General features: G+C 37.2%; 17 protein-coding genes. 5 read left to right on the top strand and 12 right to left on the bottom strand.

Translation table 11 applies throughout. The features are described 5' to 3' along the window. Positions 1–24: 24 nt before the first annotated feature. Both cas1 and cas9 read right to left on the bottom strand, forming a co-directional pair. Entirely contained in the window at positions 25–921 is an 897-nt protein-coding gene (gene cas1 / locus RM541_RS00835) for a type II CRISPR-associated endonuclease Cas1 (RefSeq protein WP_311498342.1), read from the bottom strand. Continuing rightward, complete coding sequence (cas9, locus tag RM541_RS00830) at positions 918–5,312, bottom strand: type II CRISPR RNA-guided endonuclease Cas9 (protein ID WP_311498341.1); 4,395 nt, start codon at positions 5,310–5,312, stop codon at positions 918–920. The genes cas1 and cas9 overlap by 4 nt, the downstream gene beginning before the upstream one ends. 873 nt (positions 5,313–6,185) lie before the next feature. On the opposite strand from cas9, the gene RM541_RS17440 reads away from it, so the two are divergent. After that, a complete protein-coding gene (locus RM541_RS17440) occupies positions 6,186–6,437 on the top strand; it encodes a phosphoenolpyruvate carboxykinase (ATP) (protein ID WP_349254607.1) in 252 nt (83 codons plus the stop codon). On the opposite strand, the gene RM541_RS00825 is transcribed toward RM541_RS17440, so the two are convergent. Together RM541_RS00825 and RM541_RS00820 are read right to left on the bottom strand one after the other, a co-directional pair. Beyond that, positions 6,414–6,977: a hypothetical protein gene (locus RM541_RS00825; RefSeq protein WP_311498340.1), complete on the bottom strand. Its 564-nt coding sequence runs from the start codon at positions 6,975–6,977 to the stop codon at positions 6,414–6,416. The two genes, RM541_RS17440 and RM541_RS00825, sit on opposite strands and share 24 nt — an antisense overlap. A 50-nt stretch (positions 6,978–7,027) precedes the next feature. Continuing rightward, on the bottom strand, positions 7,028–7,603 hold the full coding sequence (locus RM541_RS00820; RefSeq protein ID WP_311498339.1) for a hypothetical protein: 576 nt from the start codon (positions 7,601–7,603) through the stop codon (positions 7,028–7,030). Between the two features lie 564 nt (positions 7,604–8,167). Here RM541_RS00820 and RM541_RS00815 point away from each other — a divergent pair. From RM541_RS00815 to RM541_RS00805, 3 genes are read left to right on the top strand one after another with little or no spacing between them, the layout of a single operon-like run. Then, the gene (locus RM541_RS00815) at positions 8,168–9,604 is read left to right on the top strand and encodes an AMP-binding protein (RefSeq protein ID WP_311498338.1); all 1,437 of its coding nucleotides are present in this window, start codon (positions 8,168–8,170) and stop codon (positions 9,602–9,604) included. Then, the gene (locus tag RM541_RS00810; RefSeq protein ID WP_311498337.1) at positions 9,580–10,683 is read left to right on the top strand and encodes a DUF3419 family protein; all 1,104 of its coding nucleotides are present in this window, start codon (positions 9,580–9,582) and stop codon (positions 10,681–10,683) included. The genes RM541_RS00815 and RM541_RS00810 overlap by 25 nt, the downstream gene beginning before the upstream one ends. Before the next feature lie 2 nt (positions 10,684–10,685). Then, the gene (locus tag RM541_RS00805) at positions 10,686–11,855 is read left to right on the top strand and encodes a phosphotransferase (RefSeq protein ID WP_311498336.1); all 1,170 of its coding nucleotides are present in this window, start codon (positions 10,686–10,688) and stop codon (positions 11,853–11,855) included. Here the strand turns inward: RM541_RS00805 and RM541_RS00800 are convergent. From RM541_RS00800 to RM541_RS00790, 3 genes are read right to left on the bottom strand one after another with little or no spacing between them, the layout of a single operon-like run. Beyond that, on the bottom strand, positions 11,844–12,926 hold the full coding sequence (locus RM541_RS00800; protein WP_311498335.1) for a hypothetical protein: 1,083 nt from the start codon (positions 12,924–12,926) through the stop codon (positions 11,844–11,846). The genes RM541_RS00805 and RM541_RS00800 overlap by 12 nt on opposite strands. Positions 12,927–12,970: 44 nt before the next feature. Next, positions 12,971–15,532 carry a PEP/pyruvate-binding domain-containing protein gene (locus RM541_RS00795; RefSeq protein WP_311498334.1) on the bottom strand — a complete coding sequence of 854 codons (2,562 nt, stop codon included), beginning with the start codon at positions 15,530–15,532 and terminating at the stop codon, positions 12,971–12,973. Continuing rightward, positions 15,529–16,428: a UbiA family prenyltransferase gene (locus RM541_RS00790; RefSeq protein ID WP_311498333.1), complete on the bottom strand. Its 900-nt coding sequence runs from the start codon at positions 16,426–16,428 to the stop codon at positions 15,529–15,531. The genes RM541_RS00795 and RM541_RS00790 overlap by 4 nt, the downstream gene beginning before the upstream one ends. Positions 16,429–16,482: 54 nt before the next feature. Here RM541_RS00790 and RM541_RS00785 point away from each other — a divergent pair, with 54 nt between their 5' ends. Beyond that, positions 16,483–18,741: an efflux RND transporter permease subunit gene (locus tag RM541_RS00785; RefSeq protein WP_311498332.1), complete on the top strand. Its 2,259-nt coding sequence runs from the start codon at positions 16,483–16,485 to the stop codon at positions 18,739–18,741. A 162-nt stretch (positions 18,742–18,903) separates the two neighbouring features. Here the strand turns inward: RM541_RS00785 and RM541_RS00780 are convergent, their stop codons facing one another. From RM541_RS00780 to RM541_RS00760, 5 genes are all read right to left on the bottom strand, one after another. Continuing rightward, positions 18,904–19,476, bottom strand: coding sequence for a BfmA/BtgA family mobilization protein (locus tag RM541_RS00780; protein WP_311498331.1), 573 nt, complete (start codon positions 19,474–19,476; stop codon positions 18,904–18,906). A gap of 652 nt (positions 19,477–20,128) precedes the next feature. Further along, positions 20,129–20,794 carry a P-loop NTPase family protein gene (locus tag RM541_RS00775; RefSeq protein WP_311498330.1) on the bottom strand — a complete coding sequence of 222 codons (666 nt, stop codon included), beginning with the start codon at positions 20,792–20,794 and terminating at the stop codon, positions 20,129–20,131. Then, a complete protein-coding gene (locus RM541_RS00770) occupies positions 20,787–21,593 on the bottom strand; it encodes a phage replication protein O (protein WP_311498329.1) in 807 nt (268 codons plus the stop codon). Before RM541_RS00770 ends, RM541_RS00775 begins: the two co-directional genes overlap by 8 nt. A 36-nt stretch (positions 21,594–21,629) precedes the next feature. Further along, a complete protein-coding gene (locus RM541_RS00765; RefSeq protein ID WP_311498328.1) occupies positions 21,630–21,917 on the bottom strand; it encodes a helix-turn-helix domain-containing protein in 288 nt (95 codons plus the stop codon). A gap of 101 nt (positions 21,918–22,018) precedes the next feature. After that, entirely contained in the window at positions 22,019–22,735 is a 717-nt protein-coding gene (locus tag RM541_RS00760; protein ID WP_311498327.1) for an RteC domain-containing protein, read from the bottom strand. Positions 22,736–22,794: the final 59 nt, after the last annotated feature.

Below are 22,794 nucleotides of genomic sequence, written 5' to 3'. Positions count from 1 at the left end.
GAATTCCCTACTTCATACATAATATTACTGGTAAACCGGATAAAGAACCTTTCGGCTTAGATTTGCAAAACACTCGTAAAGTGAATTAGTCGTCCTACTGAGGGCTACCATTAATGGGCTCCATTTTCCATCAATAAAAACATCTAAAGCAGGAATTCTTAGAAGTTGTGATTTCAGGTCTATAGTCAACTCATCTATATTCTCTTCCGCAACAACCATTTCATAAACTAAATCATCTACATAAATGCGATAAGGTTCCATAATATCATCGGCCAGGGCGAATGCATTATATTTGTTATGGTGGAAAATTCCCACTCCCGGTAATAAGCCGGAACTTATAAGGGCTCTTGCGGTTATTGCCCGTAGAATAGCATAGCCGTAGTTAAGCAGGTTGTTTGGTGGATCTCCATGTCTATATCTTGTAAAGCCTTCTATATTAAAAAGGTTTTGCCAATAATGGGCGGCTGCAACGGCTTCATGATTTTCGGTATCGCCACTTTTTACCTCTCCTGCCCAACGCACCAGTTTTTTATGGTTTTTATTTCTGCGGAAAAGGTGCTGCGCCTGATTACTAATTTTAGCACTAATGGTTTGCTGCCATAAATTCTTCTTTAAAGGTAAACTGGCACTGAGTTGAGTCGAAAAACGTTCGGTTTGTTCGGTATGCCCCACAAGGGGTTGCAGAATAGAGCAGGGCAGGTGCTGTTTATCGCAATTTACCACCGCCGCTTTATTTTGAATGAGTTTTGTAATTAACCCGTTGGTAATAGTTATTTGAGGGTTTTCCAAAACTAACATTCCAATATCCTCAATGGGAACTGTTTTATCTTCTTTTCCTTCTCCTGGAAAAGAAATCACTAACTGTTCATTTTTGGTGCTGAGGTAGGCAGGATTGGAGAAAAAGAGGCTGCGTTTTATCATTTAGTTTTTTTTTGAATATTACCCAAGCGGTCAACTTTTAGTTTATAGCATGTCTCTTTTATCCTTTGTGGACTGTCTTCCCAGATTGTCACTTCAAGTTTATTTTTGCTTGCAAACTCTCCTATTCCAGATTTGGTATCATATTTTTTAATCAGTGAAGCAATATGCTGCTGAACAAAGTAGCACTCGGTACCAGAACTACTCACCATCTTATAGATGTTCTCCTTTTTTAGATTCTCAGGAATGATGTCAGAATCTATGTCTTCTCTATCAGGAATATAAACCAGATCATTTGGCGAGAGAAAGAATAAAAATTTGCCTTTATTATGATTTATAGGTATTGGTTCTTTGTCTTTCATCGGGATGTGAGCCATTTGTTTTTGATGCTCTACAACCTCGTTTAAAGGAATGGTTTCAAAGTTTCGCTTTTTCTTCTTATCGTCCCAATACACCGCAAAGTAAAGATTTGTTCCTTTTGCAGCTTCTACATACTTATCTGTTTTATTACCTCGTTCTCCTACACTAAATTTACTACCTACTTCATATTGTCTTACCTTATAAATGGGTTGGTGATTTTTACCGTTGTTTAATTCTTTTATATTTTGATTTAAATCAGTCATTCCTTTGGGACTGAATGCTTCTGCGAAATCTTCCTTTCCATTGTGATCCAGATAGTTTTTGACATGGCTCCTTAGAATTTTTTGTATGCTCTTGTCAGTAATTTTATCGATATGTTTGTGGTTTTTTATATCTGAAACATTCGCCCGTGTGGCAGTAGCCACTTTTCCTTTGGGAGTGGTGATATCTATTAATCCGGAAACAGTTTCTTTGTGAAGTGGCTTTCTAACAGCAAAATTATGTCCTTTTTGTAATTGTAAAGCTTTTTTCCATTGCCCATTTTTCTTTTCCCAATGCCATGTTTTATTGTTGGTTCGATTTATTACCCGAATATTTTTCTTAAAGCTAATGACAATTTCTTCCAAAGCATTTTTAGCATCTATAGTAAAACCATCCCAGGGCTGTTTGTAAGATTTTGCCACAGTTCGTTTTTTACCACCCAATTCTATATCTTTAGTTTTGCGTAATTTTTTTACTAAACTGTGGTTCTTACGTTCGGTGTTAATTGAGGTGATATAATGAATATGATCTTTAGTGGTACAGGCAATTACTAAGGCGTCTAAGGCGTGGTGGCGGTGATCTATGCGTTTTTTGCTGAAACCTGTTTCAATATCTTTAGGAACTTGTGTTCTAAAAGCATTAATTTTATTATCCCAGTAGCCGTAGTCATTAGATTTTGTTATTTCGTTCATACGTTTAAAACGTGGAGCGATAATTTCATTCCATTTATCGTTTAGCCCCCAATCTTGCTTAAGTTGACTGGTTATAGCTCCATTTACCGGTACTAGATTTTTTACTGTAGCTTCCCTTTCATTGGATTCCCTTAAAATATTGCTTAATAGACCTTTTATGAATTTGCTTATATATCGGCTATCATTTAATTGCCGGTGGATGAAACCTTCTGGAATATCCTCGCTTAATAGATATTTTAACTTTGTCCGATTTTTGCTATAGTAGCTTTTGCAATGGGCTTCATATTCTTCCACCGTGAAAATTGTGCATTCCTTGCCGTTTAGCCCTAATTCCGGCACGACACATCCTCGGCTGTTATTTATAAATTCAAATGCCGTCTGGTTATCCTTATAAGGGTAGGGGTTAATAGCACTTTCGCAAATAACTTTATTATTAAAAGAGTCATCAAAGAAGCGTGATTGTGGAATAATGTGTTCAATTTGATAATCTGTAGTGAATAGTTTACTCATTGGAATTATATTTCCCGTATATGGTGAACGATACCCCTGTTCTAACCACAATTTATAACGCAAAATATCTTTCTTAGTTGGCGAGTTCTTTTTTCTTATAGCTTCAATTTCATCTTCACTTACCTGATCATATTTGGCATTAAAATAAACACCTTCCTCATATAATTTTAGAATTTCTTGTTGGTTGGGCGAATAAGGCTTTACTTCTTTAAGACCTTCATCTTGTAGTTCTTCTAGAACCGCTTTTATACGCAGGTTCGTGTTCTCACGTTCGCTATTTTGATTGCTTAGACGTTGCCTTTTTTCAGCTGAATTTCTCATTTCTCGCCCTAATTCCAGATGAATTTCAGAGAAAAAATTAGGTTTACTATTCCCGTAATACTTCCAAATATCCCTGACAATTCTTAAAGTTTCAGTAACTACTTGCTCTACAATCGGATTTTTAAGTTGATGTTGCTTAAAGGTTTCGTTTAAGTAGAATTCAATGTCTCTTGGTGATTGCCAATTGATTATTTCAGAAACTTCTGAATGCCGCTCGTAAACTGCATAACAGGCTTGATAAGTATTTAAGCCTTCAAAAGGATTTTTTTTATTTTCAAATTTGATAAAGCTTTTTAGTACTTGCTTTTTATAAGCATCATCGGCGACCGTTTCAATTTTATCTTTATTAAACTTAATAGCCCTTAATCGTTCCTGAATATCTTTTATCCGGTTTTTAATTTCAGGTTTTAAAGATTCCTCATTCCAATATTTTCCCATCCGCATTAGCGGTAGAAGTTTTTTAATAGCTTTTTCTGAATAAGCTCCGTATTCATTTGGATAAGGAGCTATTTTCTTGAAATTTTCGACAAATTCTGATTTTGAGATTTCCTTTTTGCTAGCAAAAGTGTCTAAAGCTTTTTCAAAATCTTTTTTGTCTTTTACGGAGTAAACAATATGCCATAATTCTTTTTCAGTCTTTTCATCAAGGAAATTTTCTTGTATATCTTTAAGTTTTTTTAATCTTGACAAAAACTCGGCTCGCGTTGTATTGCAGGGGTACTTTCTGTCTTCCACATAATTCCATCGATATGATAAGGCGTCTTTCTTTTGTTTAGGGATTAACTTTAAATCTGAGAAATATTTTAATAATTGGTTTTGGTCTATTTCTTTTTTATTGTTCAAAAAATCAAATAGCTTAACCATAGATTCAGTGTCGGGGAATAATTGGTTTGTAATATCTTCATCAATCTTGGCCTTTTCCTTATCTAAAGCAATTTTTTTATAAATTCTGAGGTTTTGAATAAACTGCCATAATCGAAATTCTTGATAAAATGGATTAGATTTTGGAATCCCTTTCAAAGGTTTTTCCTGAATTTCCCCATCTTTTTTGAAAAACCTTTTTTCATACGCACAATTGGAAATAGTGGACTTTTTTGTTTTCAGTGGACGTTGGTAGAATATTATATCATCTACAATTAAATATGTAAAATCCTTGTTTGTTATATTAGATTGATGTGCTTCATTTCTTGGGTATAATTCATTTAAGCACTTTTGGTATAGGTCTTTATTTCGTAATTCTGGGTGAAACTCTTTTTGCGCTTCCAATATTTTTGTCAGTTCCTTTTTATAGTACTTCCGCTCGATAGTTTTTACCAAACTCCCTCGAATTTTTTGATTAGGTTTTTCGAGTAAGTTTTTATAAATAAAGGATCCTACTGTTTTATCGGATTCATCGATATTCTGTTCGGTTTTCTTTTTTATTGCGATCCAATCTTGTTCAGAATCCACTTTTTTAAAAGTGCGTTTGGTACTTCCATCTTTATTTGTTTTTGTAGTAACAATAAATTCCCGCTCCTGGTTCTCCCAATCTTCAGTTTTGGTAATATCGCGATCGTATTCCCAATCATTTTCAAAAATCACTTTATACAGGGTTTTTCCTTTTATAGCTTCGCCGGTACTAATTAGTTCTTTCACTTTCAGCGAAACGTATTCCTGGTTTTTATCTGTTTCCTCTTCCTCTCCTCGTAGTTGATAGTATCCTCGTTTCTGATTAAAATTAAGAAGCACCCAAGCTAACTCTTCCTTCGATATTTTATCTTTCAATGCTTTTTGACGTAGATAATATAAAGTCCAGTCGTAAGGAATTTTTAGGTCAGGGTGTTTAGCTTCAAATTCCTTCGCCATTTCTTCAAAAGAATCCAGAAAAATAAAATGATGTTTCGGGCCACCGTTTAACCTGTAATTGAGCTTTACTTCTTTTTCAGGAAGAAATTGCCCTAATTTATTATGAAAATCAATAGCTTTTGAATAATGATTGGGAAGAAAACCTAAGATGTTCAAAATCCGATGTAAACGCTGGCGGCGTAAAAGATAGCGTTCATTTAGCCTACGCATTCCTCGATATCCAGTTCTTTCAGCAGTTTGAGAAATAGAGTTTCCACTGTCAAACTTACCTAAAATATCTTGGCTCATCGGAATTACCCGGGTGCCCATTCCTAGAATTCTACCTGCTTTATTCTCAAAATCTTGTTCTGTAAGTGCCCACCCAATGGAATTCGTACCCAAGTCCAGGCCTAATATTCGTTTCATATACTATGATTTTCGGTAACTTAATTAATGTAAGTGTTATCTTTATACGGAAATCCACATTGTACAATTCAAATATTTGTTTTATACTTGTTAGACAATTTTGAAGCAATTCACAATAAGGATTATTCCGTTGTGAAAACATTTAAAGCGGCCTTAACGGGTCGCTTTTATTTTTTGGAGTAGCAGGGTAGGCCAAAAGAGATTAACATAATTACTAAAAATAATTACAATTTCCTACAAAAAACATGGAGAAACCTGTAGTTAATTAAAGATTTTGAAGTCTCTGGAGATTTTTTCTACTACGTTTTCAGAAATATTGAGTTCCTTTTTGATCACTGGCCATTTAGAAATTTGCTCCTGAACTTTCTCTATTATTCCTTTCGGGTTTTTTACAGAAAATTCTTCTGCTAGGCTAAGCAAATCCTGCAACTGTATATTCTCATGTTTATTATTTATGGAAAGCGTACGACTGACTTTATGATAATTCAAATCTACGTTTAATGGGTAGGTGAGGTCATAAGCAGGAGCCAGATTCCACTTGTCAGAATTCTTATCATATTAAAAAGAATGATTTTTTAAGTGGTCATCAATATTAGCAAAGACTAAATTAAAAACCATTCGCTTAAAAAGTTAATTATGAGGTACACTTTAAAATTGAAAAAGGATAAGGTTTCTTATTCTAGGGAAATTGCTGAGCGCGAAATTCGTGATTTCAAAGTCAGAGTAATTGAAATTCAAAATTCATCCATTCCTTAAGATTTTTTAAAAGCAATGGGTAGTTATAGATGCTCTAGGCTTTTTAGCCGATTCAGAGGTACATGGTATGAGGCAATCAAACTTCCCAAATAAATTTACAGAATAGCTATTTAATTGGTGGGGATATATACTGGTGAGATCAAGAAAGGAATTTTTTCAGTATTTAATAATATCCTACCAGTGGAAAGTGACGCCCTATCTATGCATTGCTCAGCTAATGTTGGGAAGGATGAAGATGCTCAATTTTTTTGCACTGTAAACCCACAAAATCAATGGCAATACTTGCATCCGTTTAAATACTCTAGAGAATCTTTTATTGTCTCCCGAAGAAGCACATTTTTTATTTTAAAATCTGTAGCCAATTCTTAAATGTAAGTTGACAGCAACATCACTTTCATTTTCTAAGTATCCGGCACTCTTTGCAAAATAATACACATATCCAATTCCAATTCCAGTTTCGTAAGTAAAGTGGTTTCCTAAATTTCGTCTAATACCCCAAGTTGGAACAATTGAAATATCACTTACTAGGCTCAGGTTGTCATAGTTAGAAATTACGAACCAATCTGGATGGTAACTTGTTTTTAAAGAAATAGAATTTCCGCTATTTCCGTCAATTCGTCTGTCTTTTTTAACTCTTTTGTTCAAATTATAATACCATCTTGGTTCTAAAGTAATTACTGGTGCAAATGCATAGCCAGTTTTTTCATAAAAAGCTCCGCCCCAAAATCCTGAATCAAATCCGATTTCGCTTCGTAAAGCTATCTGATTAGATAGTTTCGTTTCATTATGTACCCAAATTCCTAAAAATCCAGTTTGGATCCCGTAAGTAGATTCTTCCACGCTTGCATTTTGTGATGATACGATAAAGGTCAACCCACAAAGGGTTAAGCTTAATAAAAATTTTTTCATTCAATTTGATTTTTCAGCAAATGATATACAATGTCTTTTTTTGGCACAAGCTAATATATTTCTATTCCGAAGCCAAAACCAGCACCGTCAAAAGTGTATACATTAACGGGTTCATGGGACTCTGGAAATGCTTTATATAGCCTTTGATGAGTATAAATTCCCTTTATAAATAAAGAGAAATGGTTGAATATTGGAATGTAATATCCAATTTCTATTCTTGAATAAAATCCATTTCTATCTAAATTTCCAAAATGTGTACCTATCCTTCCAGAGAAAGAAGCAAATCCGTTCTTAGGGTTTTTAGAAGGAAATGGAGTCAATTCCAGATAAACAGGAAAATAATCAATCTTTTCATTTTTCAAATGAAGGGTTTCTGTGCCAATTCCGGCTCCTACCCCAAAATAAATAAAATTAACGGAGGCGGATATTTCCCGGCCGTAAATCATGGAATTATTTCCAATTTCATAATCCGGAAGTATACCACTATAGTAATCCTGTACAGGAACAAATATTGCTGAAAATTGTGGCCTTAAATTAAGTTCTATTCCGTCAGTTGATGCATCTTTTTGAGCATTGATTTGGTAAGTAATAAAAAGTATTATTAAAAAGTGTTTTTTAAACTTCATTCTCATTGAGAGTTTCAAAAATTTCGCTTTGAATTAGAACCTTAATGATGGGGATGCTTTTTCATGCATAGCAAAAATAAAGAATCACATACAAAATGGGCTTTGAAAAATTTAATTTTACGGGATATTTGGCTATCTCATTTATAAATTGAAAGTCAAAATTAATATTCTCATATAATGCAGTTGCGCTCTTATATGGAGTTTAGTATTATTCCAGAGTTGGGGATCAAGAGTCTTCAGCAGTCTAAAACATTTAGCAGGATATCTAAGACTGGCTCCCCGGAGGGATCACAATCCTCTTCCGGAACCCGCTAATATGATGGGGGTAAAGAGAAAAAAACTGAAGCCGAAGTGATTAGTAATACCATAATTTTTTTCAGGTCCTTAGGGCTGGCAGCAAATTCGCAGCTCCTCAAAAGCCGGTCGCCATCCACTTCATTTTTTATCCAGTGGATATATTTACTGAATCATTCACTAAACCTCTATGTTTTATAAAAAGTAATATTTTTTGAGCTTATGATTATTAAAACGATAAATTAGCTCTTGCCACCTTTGCCTTTAGTTATGACTTCTAACTTTTATTCAGCAATTCATAAAAATCTTTCTAATAATCCTAATAAGGAATTTTTAAAGTGGTCAAACCAGGGGCAGTCTAATTCCACTTTTTCGGGGCAGGTGATCCTTAATAAAGTGGCTTCGGTAGGTAACTCTTTACAACAAAAAAATCTCAAAGAAGAGGAAAAGGTAGTAATAGGCATTCCTTTTTCACCTGATTTTATTTTTGCCGTTTTAGGTGTAATGGCTTATGGAGCTATTCCTGTTCTTCCTCCCGTAGCCGGTACGCGGGTAAGTTTATTGAGGCTACTCCACCGGGAAAAAATAAAAGGTGTATATAGTAATATTCCAACTGGAATCCGGTTATTGCTGGTTATCTTTGGTATAAAAATAATTTGCCCTGTCTCCGGCAATAAAGATCTTCCAAATTTTCAGCCGCGGGAAGTTGCACAAGATCAGGCTGCTTTAATTTCTTTTAGTTCAGGTTCTACCGGAAAACCCAAGGCAGTTTACAGGACACACAAAATTCTCCAGTCCCAGCATTTAGCTTTAAAGGAAAGTTTTCCTCCGGTGCCCAATCAAAATGATTTTCCCCTATTTCCTAATATCCTCTTACACAATTTAGCTCTTGGGATTACTACGATCATTCCCGATATTCCGAAATTAGATGTTAGACAACTGGAACCGGAAAGGCTGCTGAAACAGATCTTGAATGAAAAAGTGGACAGTTTAACCGGGAACGTTTTCTATTTTAAAAAGCTGTTGAATTACCTGCAACAAAACGACGTGCTTTTACCCGATGTTAAGGAATTGGGAATAGGAGGTTCTCCTGTACCCGAATATCTTCCGCATCTACTAAAGCAATATTTTATAAACGCTACTATTTATCTTATCTATGGGTCAACACAGGCGGAACCTATTGCAATAAGAGAGGTTAAGGAACGTAAAGAACCTGCTTTAGGCTATTTTGTCGGAACTATTCATCCGGATATTTCATTAAGGCTAACTTCTTCAGAAAAAATAAAAGCGAGAAGTAAAATTTATTCTGCAGGACATATTGAAGTAAAGGGTAAGCATGTTGTCCTTCAAAAGGATGAAGAATGGTTGAAGACGGGGGATTATGGTTATTTAAACGAAAATGGAGAACTATTTTTGACAGGTCGGCAGGGAAATAATACTTTAATCCAGGGCTACAGCCACTATCAAATTGAAAATCTTTTGACTACTTTAACCGATGCAAAACAGGTTGCTGCTATTGCAAACAAGGATTCTTTTGATATTTATTACGAAGGAGATGTAGATCCGGAAAAGATCAGGAAAATCCTGGAAGTTTTTCCGCAATCTGTATTTAATTTAATTAAGCCTATCGAAAAAATGCCAATGGACAACCGGCATCACTCTAAAATTCTCTACCAGAAACTATGCACTCAGAATTTGAAAATGTAGATCTTGACCTCATACGTTATTCTCTTGTATGGGAGGATGCTAATACATTGTACAACGGACTTGAAATCGATGAAAAAGATCGCCTGCTCATGATCACCTCTGCGGGATGTAATGTGCTTAATGCCCTGCTCAAAAAACCCGCTGCCATTACGGCTATTGATCTCAACCCTGAGCAAAACAGGTTGTTGTTATTCAAAATACACGTTATAGAGAATTACGATCACGAAATTTTTTCTGCTCTTTTAGGTTTTTTCGGAAGGAGTGCAGTAAAAGAAGCCTGGGAGAAGGTGGTAAATTCCCTAGAGCCGGTACTGCAAGAACATGGAGTAGATTTTTTCCTGAAAAATCCTGATGGTATTCTCTCTTCCGGAAAATTGGAAACCTATATCCACGGATTTTATCTTGGTTTATCTGAAAAATTTCAGCAAAAATTAAGGCAGCTTATATCATTCGGAACTATACAGGAACAGCAGGATTTTTTTCAGAAAGAACTTAATAGCACCGAGTTTGAAAAAATATTTATTGATTATTTTGATCAACAGAATTTGAGTAAGGGCCGGGATCCCAAATTATTTAAACACGTAAAAGAATCTGGTGGGGAAATCTTTTACTCCCGCCTTAAAAAATTTATAGGGAAGCAACTTTTAAAGGATAACTTCTATTTCCGGTTCTTTATGTTTGGTCCGCAGAATATGCCGGAAGAAATTTTACCGCCCTGCTATCGCAAAGAAAATTTCCAGATATTAAAGGAGCAACTACATAAACTGGAAATTGTTGCCGGAGAGGCCATAGAATACCTTTTGTCGCAGGAGGGAGATGACATCAATAAAGCCGGACTTTCAAATATCTTTGAATACGTTGCCGAAGAACAATTTGCTGAAGTTTGCCAAAACCTTTTAAACTTTAGGGAGAATCCTTTAAGGTTCATCTTTTGGAATTTGTTGCAATCCCAGGGGGACAAACACTGCAAAGAACACCGTTTAGAAAAACTATCAGAAGATCTTACAGCAAACGAAGGTTGTTTTTATTTCCAGAACGTAAGGGTAATGGATACGGTTTTAACGAATAACCGAAAATAAATATGAGAACCTCAGACTATTTTAAGCCGGATTTTCTTGAGAAGCTTATGCGGGAACAGGCGCCGGAGAGTGAGATAAAAGTCCAAAGCGTAAATCAATTTCCAGTAGATAATTCGGCCAGCATACTCTCCACATTAAATGCAGGAACTACAGGACAGGAAATTGGTCATTTCGGTCTGGAGGTGAATTTTTTAAAAGATGGAAAAACCTGCTCCCGGAGGATGGTAATGAAGGTGAAACCTCATGGAGACGTAACCTCCGGCATGCTCCGGGGACTCGCCGAAATGAATGGAGAGCCTTTAACTTCTATTTACGCTCCCTTTACCAAACTCACAGGATTTCAAAATACCCATATGCGGGAACTAAAAGTTTATAAAAAACTCCCGGCCTCGCTGCAGCCGGAGATTTTTGGGTTAATGGAAGATCGGCCCAACAATATTTTCCTGGTACTTATGGAAGCCCTGGAAGAGGTAGACTTGCTCAATTCCGTTATGAAGCCGGGAAAATGGACAGAAGAATATATTGAAGAAGCGCTTTTAAAAATTGCGCAGTGGCACGTGGCTCATATAGATAATAACAACACTTTAAACAAACACTACTGGAGCCGGGATGTCCCTTCAAAGAAATACATGATGAAGTTGCAGCCTCTTTGGTTGGCACTGCTCAAAAGCGCTGCAAGGAATCTGCCGGAAGTTTATACGAAGGAGAATACAGGGTTACTTGAAGATGCCATTGAAAAGATCCCAACATATTGGGATGTGCTGGAGCAGCAGCCAAAAACTTTGATCCATAACGATTTTAATCCACGGAACATTTGCTTTAAAAATACCGGTGGTTCACCTCAGTTATGTCTTTACGATTGGGAGTTGGCCACTTTTCACGTGCCCCACTATGATGTTGTTGAATTTTTATCCTTTGTTTTAATTCCGGAAAACTATGATCAAAGGTTGAAGTATATGGAGTATTATCGTGAGGAACTGAACCGACTTACCGGAAGATATGAAGACGGGGAAGACTTCCAGAGGATATTCGCCTACGCCGCCCTGGATTTTGGATTACACCGGCTTGGAATGTATATGATGGCACATAGTATAAGCCCATATCCATTTTTACCGCGGGTGATCCACAGTTATTTTGATACATTAAAACAGCTGAAATACCTACTGCCCTAAGTGTTTTTCAAATAAACCATAAAACGCTTTTTCACACGCTATTCCATCAGTAAAATGCCTGGAATAATTATCTGTTTTCATAAGGCAGAAAATGGTATCCTCGTATAGCTCCCGGAAAGAAAGCATTACATAGGCACCGGAGTAGTTCATTAAATTCATCTTGCGGTAATCAGGGTGAACCCCCGATGATTTAGCAAGCATGGTAGGATTTTTTAGTTTAGGAAAATCCCTTTTGAATGAAGGGGTGCCGGTGATCTCTTCCTGTATGCTCTTATAATTTGGGTGGCAAAAAGTAAGTGCAACAAGTTTTCCGGTTGTGCTGTCCTTAAATAAACTTGCGGTGTAGGGACAGAGTTTTTCTGAAAACTGAAGGTTGTAAAGTAATTTAAATTCTGCCGGATCAATAGTTTTGTACCCGGGATTTGCATTGAATATTGACTCTACAAGTTCATAGATCTCTTCTTCATAATTTTTCCAATTCTCCGGGTTCAAGGGGATGATAGTAAAAGGTAATTCTTCAATTCCCTGTACAAACTTTTTTTTATCCCTATAAATATTTCTGATTTCTGAAGCAGGGATCCGGCGGCTTTCATAGGTAAGGGTTTTCCTGAAATCAAGATCTCCAAGGATTTGGGGATAATAGATGGGGTTCACAGGTTCCCGGTCAAAAATTTTCCAGGAAGGAGTTTCTCCCAGGCGCAGCCTGTAGCGGTGAAAGGTATTGAAGTGTAAGGGGCCGGTAAGTGAGGTTTTCTCGTAGGCTATTGCATCGGCTTGGAGTAGCCAAAAGGCCTCTTTGTTTAATTCTGTTGCTGCTTCTACAGTTTCCCAGTATCCAAATAGGGCAGTGGCTCCTACTTTTGGGAAAATCCCCACCAGCCGAAGGTTTTGATGATCTGTATATAGAACCATATCGTGATCCTTACTTTTCAGTTCAAAAAGATCTTCCACCTCCTCCCGGGTTTCTTCCGGAGTAAATCCCAGACCAGAATAGATTTTCGAAGGGATCGAAAAAAAACTTTTGGGGAGGGATTTTTTACTTTGATATATTATTTTCTCGATTTTTGGCATTTTATCCTTTAAATATGTTCTGGGAAATCTGATAGAGTCTCCCTTTACAAAGCTTCTTTGTCTACATTTTCCTTTAGGATCTCCCCGGTACCGCCATCCATTGTGACCTTCTCACCAGATATTAATCTGTTACAAAGATTGGGAATGTTAATGATTGTTGGAATTCCCAATTCCCTGAGTAAAATTACAGAATGGGATAAGGCAGATCCTTTTTCAATGAGAACTCCTTTACTGGTAGGCAACAATGCTGCCCATCCGGGATCTGTACGAAGGGCGCAGATGATCTTGTTGTTCACATCAAGGTTATCTCCGGGATCTTTTATCACCACAACCTCCCCACTTATTTGCCCGGGATAGCACCCCTGGCCTTGTAAAACAAATGGATCTTCCACTCGTTTCTCTTCTTCCACAGGAGGTGAGGGAATAGTTACGCGGGAAGGAACTTCCTGTTTTCGATAACTTTCATATTCTGCTTGTCTGTCAGTAATATTCCTTTTTAATTCACCGTTGAATTTAGTATGCAGCAATTCTTCTTCTGCAAGGTAAAACACGTCTTCCACCTTTTCCAGAAAACTATTTTCCACCAGGTAACTTCCATAAGCGCGGTAGATGGAGCGGTACATGCCGAAAAGCCGCGTTCTTTCCAGGCGTATGCGTTCACGGTACCTTATCGCCATTTGTAATTTTTTCAGTTTTTTTCTCAATTTCCTTTTAAAGAAAAAGGATTTCCCGGTTAGAGCCTTATCCAGCTCCGCTTTGGCCTCTTCAGAAATTTGTTGCAAATTGATCTTTGCCGGATTTTCTCGACCTAAAAAATTACGCAGGTACTTGTAAAATATCTGCGGATCTACTCTCATAGTAGTGGTCTCCAGCTTTAATTCTCCTACAGTACGGTCACCATAGTGATGAATAAAATTTTTCACCTTAAGGAAAAATTTAAAATGATCCTTTTCTATGCTTTGATGCAAATCCGGGTGAAGAGCCAGAATTACTTTTTTGATGGTTTCTACTTTTGCCGCCTGCTCTGCCAGTTCTATCATGGCAATAGTAGGTTGGGTGCTTTCAATTTCCTGGTCTCCCGAAAGGTACCTACCAAGGAATTCTTCCGGTTCATTTATACCTGCTTTCTTCAAATTTCGGATCACCGATCCATTGAGCATCATCACATTAAAATCATTAATGATAGGAATTGACCAGGAATTAAGAAGATTTTCATCCAGGGCTTTTTTCTTCTGAAGAAATTCTGAGGGTTCTAAAACAGGTGACAGTTCCTTATAAAATCCGGAATAATGTTTTTGGAATTTCTGCTGAAATTCCGGTACCAGAATATGCAGTTTGCTGAACTTTCGCCAAAGCCGGTAATAATTCTTTACGAGCCCCGGCAGAAGCCTTATCTTTTCCCTGAGAGGTTTCTCCACATCCCCAATAAAATCAACCGGTTCCTGGAGACCCATCATCAATTCCATATCGGCCTTATTCTGTTTAAAAGAGGGGAGGAGTTGAAGTCCGCGGTACCAGTTATTTATGTTGTAGTAAATCCTTCCCTTCACCAGCCCCAACAAATTGGACAGCACCTTATCGTGTTTCGCAATCTCTTGGGAGGATAACCCCAGCACTTGCATTGTTTGCCTGTAGACAGTTTCGTAGGCACGCGAGGCGAAGCTAAAAGTTAGAGGAGTGGTCACCCCACAATAACTCTCCTGTATATTAGAATTATCATAAACCACTACTTCCGGAATTTCCTGCGTTATTGGGCGTGCCTGCAGAATAAACAATTCTTTCTCTTTAACTGCAAATTCTATATCTAAGGGATATCCCGAGATATTTTCAGCAGCCTGTGCAGCCTGAAAAAGCTCTTCCAATACGGCCACATCCATACAAGGAATTTCCTGTTTTTCCTTTGTGATCTTGACAGGTTTAAGCCCCAGGTTTCCTGATCTTTGTAAGGCTGAGGTTTTGGTCGAAATAATTTGCCGGTGAAGTTTGGTCGATTTTTTTAAAAAATAAAATTCATCACCTTCTGCAGTGCCGTTCATCAATCCTTCAGCAAAGCCGGGCACCGCATGTATAGCCATTTCCTGCGGAAAATTGGGGAAGGTGGTAAATAAGACCCCGCTGGAATCCGGGTCTATTTGCTGCTGGACAATTACTGCCGGATGTGCCACAGGATTCAGGTGATGCTGCTTTCTATAAGCCATTGCCCGTGGCGACCACGCGCTTGCTGCACAGTTTGCTATAGCTGTTTCAAGAGCTTCATATGAGCCAATATTGAGAAAAGAATCCATCACCCCGGGAAAAGCATTTTTTGACCCATCCTCATCCAAGACGGATGATCGCACCACAACAGGTTTTTGAGGGAAATCCCACTGCTGCAGGATATTCTTCAGCTGTTCCCAATCTTCGGCAGGTAATTTATACTGTGATAATTTTCCTGAAATTCCTTCCGGCCCTTTTCCTTCAGCATTACTTTCAGCAATACTATTTTCAAAGTTCTCATAGGGGATCACCAGGAAATCCGGCACCTGCAATCCCAGTTCCCGAAGTTTATAAAGCCCTTCTGCCTTACCTCCAATCCCGGCTTTGTATTTTGTGGAATAACAGATCATATGTTTTGGGAATGAACTTCTATTATAATACTCACATAGCTGGCCAGCATAAACAAGGAAACCACTTTTTCCGCAGTGCGCAAACTTTTTTCAACAGGCTTAAAAATATTCTTTAGGTATAAAAACAGGGCGAACAGAAAAATGAAACTTATGAGGAAGTAGGTCCAGGTACGGGAATTTATTTTGTGGAGAAGATAGGACTGGATTAGAACCCCACAGAGTAATACTACTAAAACCAGAATAATGGAACCATTATATCCGACCGAATTAGAATAGGAATCTATGCTCGATTTTTCTGCTTCTGGCGCATAAATTTTTCTGGCGATTTCAAAAGAAAATCCTGAAAACAAACTTAGTCCTGCAAGGATATAGAAAGGGAACAGCAAGTCCAGCTGTGGATGAAAACCGGAATAAACCCAAAGAATGATCAAAGGCATCACCAGCATGTGAGTTATGGCATACAGCAGGAGGTGCCTGTTTAGAAAATCTCCCACAAAAAATTCATAGCGCATCAGCAGGCTGTAACCTACCGCAATACTCCAGCAGATCAAGACAGGAAAACCTGAAACCAGTGACCAGATTATTTCAATTATAGTTCCCACAAACGAAATCAAAATAAGATGCTTTTTCTTTACCCGACCAGATTGTAATACCCGTTGCGGATGATTTTTCATATCTATATCAAAATCCTTGATTTCATCAAATACCCGAAGCCTGAAAAAAAATGAAATAACAGCCACAACTCCTAACAGCATCCACCATATTTCCCGGGTAGTCCCTGTAGAAACGAAATAGACGGCAACGGCATTGACCGTAAAAAAAAGGATGGCAAAAAGTGCCATATTTATTACCGGAAAGCGCTCCTGGAAGTAGGCGAAAATATCTTTTGGAATCATAAATAATCTTGGTAGCGAGGTAAATTTAACTAATTTTAAGACAAATACTACAAAATGAATTTTATAAGGAGTGTCATCTATCCTTTTAGGTACCTCATCTTATTGCTGCTCCTTATTTCCTGCTACTTTTTATGGCCGGGAGTGGAAAAAGCCATTAAAGTAGATAACAGCCTAAATATTTGGTTTCTTGAAGATGACCCTGCTCTTCTGGAGTATAATAAATATACCGAGCGGTTTGGGAATGATGAGAGCATTGTACTTCTTATTAAAGATCCCGCCGGAGTTATAACATCAAAATATTTCCACTCCTTTATAGATATCACTAATTCCCTTGAAGCAATTCCTGAAGTGGAAGGCGTACTGGGGCCGGGGAATATACAGATCCCGACCAATAACTTACTTGGTCCTGGAGGAAGAAATCTTATTAGAAAAGATTCTGAAGTGAAAGATGTTTTACAGGATCTGGAGGAGCACACCTACATTAGAGATGAATTTCTCACCGATGATAGAAAAGCAGCCAGATTTGTGATTGTTTTCAAACCTCTGCCAGATTTTGATCTTCATCGCGACAGGCTTATTCAGGAAGTTCGGAACACCGTGGCGGCAGAATTTCCGGGAGGAAATACCTTTTTAGGAGGTGTAGGAGTTATTTTTTCTGGCCTGAACAGTTTATCTCAGGAGGACTTTACTTTTTTCCTGGGACTTGGCTATCTACTTATGTTTTTACTGATCCTGGTACTTTTCAGAAGTTTTTATGTCCTGGCCTATACTTTTCTTGCGATTGCCTTTTCCACTTATATCTGCATAGGTATTTATGGGATGTTGGGGCATCAACTCAATTTAATGACCACTTTAATTCCTACGGTGCTTATCCTGCTGGGGATCCTGGATATTGTTCATATTATGAATGAGCACCGGTCGTCTGAAAATAATGGCGAGACGCCAGATGTAATAGCAAGTTTAAAGAAGGTTTTTCGACCCTGTTTATATACAAGCCTTACCACTATGGCAGGATTTCTTTCTCTGCTAAGTAGCCCAATGGCAATCCTGAAAAATTTTGGGATCTATACCGCCCTGGGGATCTTTTTATGCCTTGCATTCAGTTTTTTCCTAGGGCTCATTTTCCTGCCGCTCATAAGTCGGAAAGTAAATCCTGTTTTTCCCAAAGGCTGGCTAACTTCCCTTCACGACCATGTACTGGGAAAAAAATTTAGCTATTCCACATTAGCAGGGATAATTATCCTTGCCTCTGCCATAGGTATCTTCAAACTGAATAATGACACGTATACGTTAGGCTATTTTCCCCAGGACCATCAGGTTTTAAAGGATCACGTTGAGATAGAAAATACCTGGGGTCCCTATATGCCTTTTGAGCTTATGATTACTCCTTTAAATGGATACACACTCTACTCCCCGGAAGTAGTGCAGGCGGGGCTTAATTTTTCAGATTCTATTCTGAAGATTCCGGGAATAGGTTCTTCTTTCGGCTTTCCTCAACTTTATTATGCAGGGCTGAAAAACAGGTATAAAGAGAATGCAGTACAAATGTTACAGCGAAAATCTGGTTTATCGCAGGTTGATAAATTTCTACAAGCAGGTTATCCCCAGTTGAGCGGATATTATATTGATCGCAGTACAGGCACCGGGAAGATCACAGTTTTCGGGGAGATGAGTTCTGCAGTGGAACTTACTGCTAAAAAAGATGCATTGCTCAAAACCGGACAGACTGCTTTTGGAGCAGTTGCAGGAATAACTCCAGCAGGATATTTACCTATGTATTCTCAAATTGTGCATTACGCAGCACAATCTCAGGTGTATAGTCTTCTCCTGGCTTTTCTTCTGGTGTTTTTGCTTGTTTGGTTATTTCTTAAAAGTTTTAAATTAGCTTTACTTTCCATTTTTCCAAACCTGTTTCCCGTCTCATTAATTTTGGGAGTTATGGGATGGTTCCAAATAGATCTCGACATAGCAACTGCGAGCATTAGCGCCATCGTATTGAGTTTTTGTATAGATGACACCCTGCATTTCATGTATCACTATAAAAAGCATCGGGATAGGGGCGAGAGTCCGTTAAATTCACGACTCCTCACCTTAAGCAGGGTAGGAACTGCTATAATCCTCACCAGCCTCATTCTCCTGGCCGGATTTTTACTAATGCTTTTCGCCTCCTTGAAAACGGTTTACTTATTTGGACTGTTAACATCAATTGCTATTGTTGGTGCATTGTTCAGCCATTTAATACTTTTACCCCTTCTGTTGGTGCGTTTTGATTTTAAGGACCACAAAAGAAGGAAAACCCTCCCTGATATGTAATCATAATCTGCCATCCTTTTAAAATAATTGTTAATCACTTTTGCCCCATATCTACCTTAACTTGCGCCGGATCCTATGCTGTTTTTATAGCGTATGGGAAGTTAAGCGTCAAGTAAAAACAGCATAGGGCGCATCCTACTTAATTTTTTAAATTTAAACCATTCATTCATACTTTCTCTTCATAATATGTAGTTCAGAAACATCTATATTTAATTTAAGGTATGGCTTCCCAAAGGTTGGATTCACTTTTTCTATTCCATCAATAATCTTTAATAGCATCTTTTTAAATTCCTCCCGATCCTTTTTCTGAGCATCTTTGATTGAATTATAGTCTTGTAGGGAAAACCTATCATCTTCCAATTCCCATTGCTCCCGAGTAAGTCTTCGAACATTATTTTCTTCTAGAGGTTTTGTTTTAGCTTCTATAATTTCGGCTTTCTGAAAAAGTCCGGCAAGTATATTATAGGTAGGCTTATGATATTTATCTTCTTGTTCCCTGAGCAGGGCAACAATAAAATCCAATCGGCCAATTACATAATTATAAAGCCCGATATAGTGCCTAAAAATTGGACTCCTAGGATGAATCTTTGTGACTTCAAAAAAGTCCATCATATCATCCAGGCTTTCCGAATGAGAGGGAGCTATATTTTTCGAAAACTTACGAAATCGTGCTGCCGTGATACGATTAATACTAATGGCAGAAAACAGGGTTTTTCTATCTTTATTTGTTTCCATTACAGTATTTTTTTTCTTTGCTGTTGGGCTTCTTCAGACCAAAGAGCTGGTTTTTGCTCCATCGATCATTTTATTATGTGTTTTTATTAATTTATAAGTGTCTGAATAACAGTGTTTTTAATCAAATTGTGGTTTAATAGTATCCACTATGTACAGTAGATTATTTCCCTGTTTTCAGTAGCTAACAAATGATCTTAATTATTTATGCACCAGGGTTTTAAATATTAAAAATCATAAATAATTGAATATCAGGAATTTGAAAATTGTAACCTTGCTTTAGCAGGTTACCCTCTTGCTATTCAAATTCCATCCGCTTCGCTACTAAAATTTAAATAGCTTTTCCACATCACTAAATCACAAAAATCAAGTGCTTAATGATCAGCCTTGGAACTCCTTTAAAATTTTCTAAAATTCATCTTTGACTACTTTTTCCTTGAATCTTTTAGGGCTAAAATATCTTGAGGGGGTAAGTCAAAAAAGTTAATAGGTTTAATAAAATTTTTAAAATCCAATTCAGGTTTTATGTTCAACGATTAAACAATCAACCTTTTTTTGACTTACTCCAGAATCCGCTGTTCGGACGAACCTCTTTTTCCTAAGCTGTAGCTTTTGCGAAGGCGTGGAAAATGTGGTGAGAACTTTTGAGTACCAATCATTCTCGCCAGCTTTTCCCTTCCCATTTAATGATATTGAACATTTCCGGTAATCGATCACCGATATGATGTCCGTACCGTTTTGCTATAGCCGAAGGTTTTTCATTGGTGGTCACAAAAGTTTTTAATTTCTTGCGGTGTCTTTCAAAAAGCAATTTTCCGATGATCTCTTCCCGATTATAAGCTTTGTCTTCTTTACCCACATCATCCAGGTACAGTTTTCCGCGATAATAATCTTCCAGTTTAAAATTGCTGTTTTTATTCTGTTGCGATTCGTAATACCTGGTAAGAAGGTTAACTGTTGAGATCTTTGGGAACCAAAGTTGTGTGCTTCGGGTCTGGTCAAGAATTTTTCTTCCAATGTGATGAATGGCATCAAAGAGTGTGGTTTTCCCTACGCCATAATCACCAAAGACCAACAAGCCTTTGTCAAGTCCCGGTTTATTTTTTATGATACCAAATTCATTAAAATCTTGCTGTTGTAAAAAATACCGGAAAATGCTGAAAATTATGTGTTGGTTTTCCTCCGTTATTTGGAATTCGGGATACTGAGCACGAAATAAATTCCAGAACACCTGTTTGCTGACCAGAGTTCGTTTAAAGTCAGGTTGCCTATTTTTTCCAACTGACTTTGATATAATATCTGGAAACTGATTACTAGTCATAACTCTGGATTTTATGCTGAACCTGTAACTCCATCGTTCTAAGTCTCATCGGCTTATTTCCCTGGGCGATCAACTGTCCAATTTTCTCCCTGAGTTTGTGGGTGCTTAGGATTATTCCTTTCCAGAATTCTTCAGAACCATTTAGCAACTCATAAGCAAGCTGAAGTTGTTCTTCTGAAACACCATCTTTGTCCAGCATCAATCGAATAGGCGTCAAACAATCCTCGAATCTCGCCTGGTCTATTTTTTTTGTTGGTGCGCCTTTATTTTTTAAATTTTTTAAAAAGAGTTGCTGAAATTTAAGTGCCCAGTTGAAATATCCCAGATAGTTTTCTGGAATTTCAGATTTATCAACTTTTAGAAATTCTTTTTTATTTAAAGTTTTAAGGTTTTTTAGTTTAAGGTTTAATTGTTTATCTATACTAGCAATGTTATGGACTTGCTTAGTACAATGTCCGGACACTGCTTTGTGCAATGCCCTGTCCAATGCTTTAGGTGGTGCATTGGTGTTTTTTACCAAAGCAATAATGTTGGAGGTGTATTGGTTTTTGCTTTTCTGGATCCATTTAATAAATTGCCAGTCAACCAGGTCTTCAAGCGCCCGGATATAGGTTTTATAATTTTTAATTCCCAAAGCTTCCATAGCCAGATCGGTAGGGAAGCCAAATGTTTCTTTCCAGCCTAACCTATTGCAGCGTTCTATAGCAAAAAAGTAAATAGCGGTATGTATGGGTTTAACTTTGTTGGGATGATTAAAACTGAAATCAAACCACGCCCTTGAAAATTCGTATCCGTTCATAGGAATAAAATTTATAAGTGGATTGAGAGATCGGTTCTAATGGATCGGGCTTAAATCTATAAGTGCCTGTTCAATTTCACTTCGCTTATAGTACACACGCCGTCCCAATCCATAGGGTTTCAGTTTGCCACGCTTAGTCCAATGGTGTACAGTGGAAAGGTCAATTTTAAGCATTTTAGAAACTTCAGATCTGGTTAGGTATTCTTCCGGTTCTTTTGGACGAAATTCTTTCTTGAGGGTTTCAATTTCTCCCTTCACGCCAAGTAGAATGACATTTACTAATTCTTCAGGGGTGGTCTGGTGTAGTTGGATAACTTTTTTCATTACATTGTGTTTTTGAATTACAATGCAAATCAATAAAATCTAGTGGCATACTAGCGGCATACCATGTCATTAGTACGCCATAACTTTAACTTTTTCTTAAGTTAAGATCGGTTTATCCATTGTTTCAAATGGAATTCCAACTCGTGAAGTAACGGCGTTAAGTTTGTCGAACGTTTTCTTATAGATTGAAGTTTTTCACGCTTATCAAAAGGTAAAGTAAATAGTAGCTGAAGAAAATCAAATACTTGCTTTTCAGATCCACCATTAATTTTTTTTGCTTCGATAAGTGCTTTAATCAACTCGGCCAGTTCGAGAGGAGTACCCATCCACTGAATTTTATTTTGCTGCTGTAAATTTTTCAATTCCCGCTCTTGTAAAATACTATTTACTTTATAATGTTTATCAAGGCTGAGAATAGATTTTTTGAAATCTAATGTGTCCTGTTGGGAATATTTTGGTAACGGATTATGGAAGGTGAAAAATTCGGTGATAATATTATCCTTCTCCGGAGTATGAAATTCCTCCAATTTATTATGAAAAGCTTGAATAAAATCATATTCAGGAAGTAGATGAGCTTGACTTTGTATGGGTAAGCTCGGTAAATTTTTATCGACAGCCAAGACTCCTGTTATTTGCTGAACAATAGCTTCAAATAATAGGAAATGGTATTTTTCTTTTGTTTGTAATGGTACTCCATTATAGAGAAGAGGTCTTTTATAAGTAGTATTGAAATAGGCCTTAACCTGGTAGGGCAAAACTTTATAGTTATTGATGAAGATTAGAATATCGTAATATAGATCACTCATAAATATTTCCATATTAATCTTAAAATACCTTCCGTGGGCTTTCTTAAAATAAAAATCGTAAAATGAGGAAT

It is taken from the genome of Autumnicola psychrophila (assembly GCF_031846645.1).
Taxonomy (GTDB): Bacteria; Bacteroidota; Bacteroidia; order Flavobacteriales; family Flavobacteriaceae; genus Autumnicola; species Autumnicola psychrophila.
This window is presented reverse-complemented; position numbering and strand designations above follow the sequence as displayed.